The organism is Cellulomonas septica, assembly GCF_012396155.1.
Lineage (GTDB): Bacteria > Actinomycetota > Actinomycetes > Actinomycetales > Cellulomonadaceae > Cellulomonas > Cellulomonas septica.
The window spans coordinates 1-3,434 of sequence record NZ_JAAXOY010000381.1 but is presented as its reverse complement, the minus strand read 5'-3'; the positions used below and the strand labels follow the sequence as shown (position 1 = coordinate 3,434).

General features: G+C 73.9%; 3 protein-coding genes and 1 pseudogene. 3 read left to right on the top strand and 1 reads right to left on the bottom strand.

Annotated elements, in window-relative coordinates; all coding sequences use genetic code 11:
• The first annotated feature begins 373 nt into the window (after positions 1 to 373).
• From HGA02_RS13590 to HGA02_RS13580, 3 genes are all read left to right on the top strand, one after another.
• Positions 374 to 1,039, top strand: coding sequence for a PadR family transcriptional regulator (locus HGA02_RS13590; protein WP_210728562.1), 666 nt, complete (start codon positions 374 to 376; stop codon positions 1,037 to 1,039).
• A 205-nt stretch (positions 1,040 to 1,244) separates the two neighbouring features.
• Positions 1,245 to 2,336 carry an ABC transporter ATP-binding protein gene (locus tag HGA02_RS13585; RefSeq protein ID WP_168679452.1) on the top strand — a complete coding sequence of 364 codons (1,092 nt, stop codon included), beginning with the start codon at positions 1,245 to 1,247 and terminating at the stop codon, positions 2,334 to 2,336.
• Positions 2,333 to 3,157 (top strand): ABC transporter permease, encoded by an 825-nt coding sequence (locus HGA02_RS13580; protein WP_168679451.1) that lies wholly within the window; start codon positions 2,333 to 2,335, stop codon positions 3,155 to 3,157. Before HGA02_RS13585 ends, HGA02_RS13580 begins: the two co-directional genes overlap by 4 nt.
• A 150-nt stretch (positions 3,158 to 3,307) precedes the next feature.
• Here the strand turns inward: HGA02_RS13580 and HGA02_RS13575 are convergent.
• Positions 3,308 to 3,434: pseudogene (locus HGA02_RS13575) on the bottom strand (arginine deiminase family protein); the annotation flags it as partial.

Genomic DNA, 3,434 nt, shown 5'->3' with positions numbered 1-3,434 from the left:
CCTGCCCGACCCGTTCGCGCGGCGTGCGGCGGACGGGTGTGCGGGGCGGCCGGCGGGCTCGGCGGGGGGCTGCGGACGCAGCATCGGTGCTCCTTCGATCGGTGTGTCGGCGCGAGGGTGTCGACACCCCGTGTCGCGTCGTGAACCCGCAGGTGAACGGCCCGCGACGATCCGACGACGAACGCGCCGTCAGAGCCGTCTGAGGTGCCCGACGCGGCGCTGATGGCGCGTTCGACACAGCCGACCGACCGCGTGCCGGGTCCAGGGGGTTGAGACGCGATATAGACGCGATATACTCTGGGACGAGCATTCGAAGACGAGTAGGACGCGGGTGGAGGTGATCGGGGTGGCAGGGCGAGGGCGGAGCAACCCGTTGGCGCTGGCCGTGCTCACGCTGCTCTGGGAGCGGCCGATGCACCCGTACGAGATGTCGATGACCCTCCGCGAGCGCCGGAAGGACGAGACCGTGCGCCTCAACTTCGGGTCGCTGTACTCGGTCGTCGAGGGCCTCGAGAAGCGCGGGCTGATCGAGGCCGCGTCGACCGAGCGCGAGGGCAACCGCCCGACGCGCACCGTCTACCGGATCACCGACGCCGGTGCGACGGAGGCCGTCGACTGGCTGAGCGACCTCGTGCGGACGCCCGTCAAGGAGTTCCCGCAGTTCGAGGCCGCGCTGTCGTTCCTCCCGCTGCTCGCGCCCGACGACGTCGCGCGGCTGCTGCGCATGCGTGCCGCGTCGGTGCGCACGACGCTCACGTCGCTCGAGACGACGGTCGACGAGGCCCGCCGGCAGGGGCTTCCCCGGATCTTCGCGCTCGAGGCCGAGTACGAGATCGGGCTGCTGCGCGCCGAGCTCGACTTCGTCGTCGGGCTCGAGGCGTCGATCTCCGACGGCACGCTCGAGCACGTCGACATGTGGCGGTCGCTGCACGCGCGGACCAACGCGGCGGGTCGCATCGACCCGGACGAGCTCGCCGAGGCGGTCGCCGACGCGCTGTCGCCGTTCCTGTCGGGACAGGAGGGCCCGCCCGACCGCTGACGGGCGAGGGCGGCCGTCGCGCCGTCGTCGCCACCACGACCCCCCGGGGAACCGTCCCCGGGAACAAGGTCGGCCCAGGTGCTGGCACACCCGGGCCGACCGACGACGAACCGACCGAGCCCCGCCGCGAGGCGGGACACCTGTGCGATCCGCTGCGACGACCAGCATAGGTGGCGCCTCGGTCCGACCGAGAAGGAGCACCACCATGCCCATCCGCCCACCGGCGGTGGAGGCGGTCGACCTGGTCAAGACGTACCCCGGCGGCCGTGGCCGCCCGGACGTCCGCGCCCTCGACGGCCTCACGCTCACCGTCCCCGCCGGCACCGTGCACGGGCTGCTCGGCCCCAACGGCGCCGGCAAGTCCACCACCACGAAGATCCTCACGACGCTGTCGCGCGCGACGAGCGGCACGGCCCGGGTCGTCGGGCAGGACGTCGTGGTCGACGCCGACGCGGTCCGCCGCAGCATCGGCTACGTCTCGCAGGGCACGGGCGCCGACCCGCTGCTGACCCCGCGGGAGAACCTCGTCATGGCCGCGCGGCTGCGGGGTTCCTCGCGGTCTGCCGCAGCCGACCGGGCGGCCGCTCTGGTCGACCGGTTCGGGCTCGGCGACGCGGGCGACCGCCGCACGGGCGGCCTGTCGGGCGGGACGCGGCGCAAGCTCGACGTCGCGCTCGGCCTGGTCGACGCGCCGCGCGTGCTGTTCCTCGACGAGCCGACCACGGGCCTCGACCCCGAGGCGCGCGCGTCGATGTGGGACGAGATCCGTCGTCTGGCCGGCGAGGACGCGCTCACCGTCCTGCTCACGACGCACTACCTCGAGGAGGCCGACCGGCTGGCCGACGGGCTGAGCATCGTCGACCGGGGGCGTGTCGTCGTCGCCGGGACGCCCGACGAGCTCAAGGCGACGCTCGTGGGCGACACCCTCACGGTCGACCTCGTCGAGCCCGACGCCGACGCGGTGCGTGCCGCCGTCGCGCGCGTGCTGACCGACGTCGTCGTGCACGTCGAGGGGCCGACCGGCCGTCTCGTCGCGCGCACGCCCGACGGCCCGGCCGTCGTCGGCGCGACCATCGCCGCGCTCCAGGCGGCGGGCGTCCGGCACGGGGCTGTCGCGGTCTCGCGCCCGACGCTCGACGACGTCTACCTCCGCTACGCGGGCCGCTCCTGGTCGGACTCGTCGACCGACCGCTCGACCGGCTCGGCCGCAGGCCGTCCCGGCGCGCGAGGGTCCGACGGGACCGCACCCGACGACCGCACCGCCACCCGACGCGACGCCCAGGAGGTGGCCCGATGACCGCCACGCTCACCCCGACCCGTGTCGTCACCCCGGCCGCCCGGCCCGCGTCCTGGTGGGCGCAGACCGGCGAGGTCTGCCGACGCTGGGTCGTCGGCACCGTGCGGCAGCCCTGGGGCCTCGGCGTCTCCGTGCTGCAGCCGCTCGTGTGGATCGTGCTGTTCGGCAACGTCTTCGAGTCGGTGGCGACCGTGCCCGGCTTTGAGGGCGCCGACTACCTCACGTTCCTCGTGCCCGGCATCCTCATGATGACCGTCCTCTACTCGGGCGCCTGGGCGGGGACCGGCTTCATCGACGACATCCGCAGCGGGGTCATGGACCGCCTGCTCACGTCACCGGTGCACCGGTCGGCGCTCGTGGTCGGGCAGCTCGTGCAGCAGCTGCTGCTCACGGCCGTGCAGGGCGTGATCGTGCTCGCGATCGCCTTCGCGGCGGGCGCGCGGTTCGACGGCGGGGTCGTCGGGCTGGCCGTCGCGCTCGGTGCGTCGCTGCTGCTCGCGGCGTCGTTCTGCTCGCTGTCCGCGGCCGTCGCGCTGCTGGCCCGGGACCAGACGGCGCTCATCGGCATCTCGACGACGATCGTCCTGCCAGCGACGTTCGTCTCGACGGCCCTCATGCCGCCCGCCCTGCTGCCCGCGTGGGTCGAGTCGGCGGCGCGGTTCAACCCGCTGACCTGGGCGACCGAGGTCGCGCGCACCGCGATGTCGACCGACGTCGACTGGGCCCTGGTCGGCACCCGCTCGGCCTTCCTGACGGTGCTCGCCGTCCTGGTGGCGGCCTGGTCGGTCGCGGCGATGCGCACGTATCAGCGCTCCCTCTGACCCACCGGCCGGGGAGCTGCGTCTCGCGGCCCGCCGAGCCCACGACCCCGTCATGGAGACCCGCCGCACGCGTCGGCACGGTCCCCGTGACGGGGTCGCGGTCCGCACGGTCGAGCCGACGAAGTCCGGGTGGAACGCGTAGACGGACTACATGAGGAGCGTCTCGTCGTGCCGGGCGGGCCAGTACAGCGGGTTGAGGGTGACACCGCCGTACAACCAGCTCGTGGTGTCCCGGGTGAACAGCGCGTTCGGCACGGGCTTGAGCAGGTACTCGCGC

What these genes read in the sequence shown, in the direction of transcription:
- HGA02_RS13585 (WP_168679452.1), top strand. Translation starts at nt 1,245, where the DNA reads ATGCCCATCCGCCCACCGGCGGTGGAGGCGGTCGACCTGGTCAAGACG.
- HGA02_RS13580 (WP_168679451.1), top strand. Translation starts at nt 2,333, where the DNA reads ATGACCGCCACGCTCACCCCGACCCGTGTCGTCACCCCGGCCGCCCGG.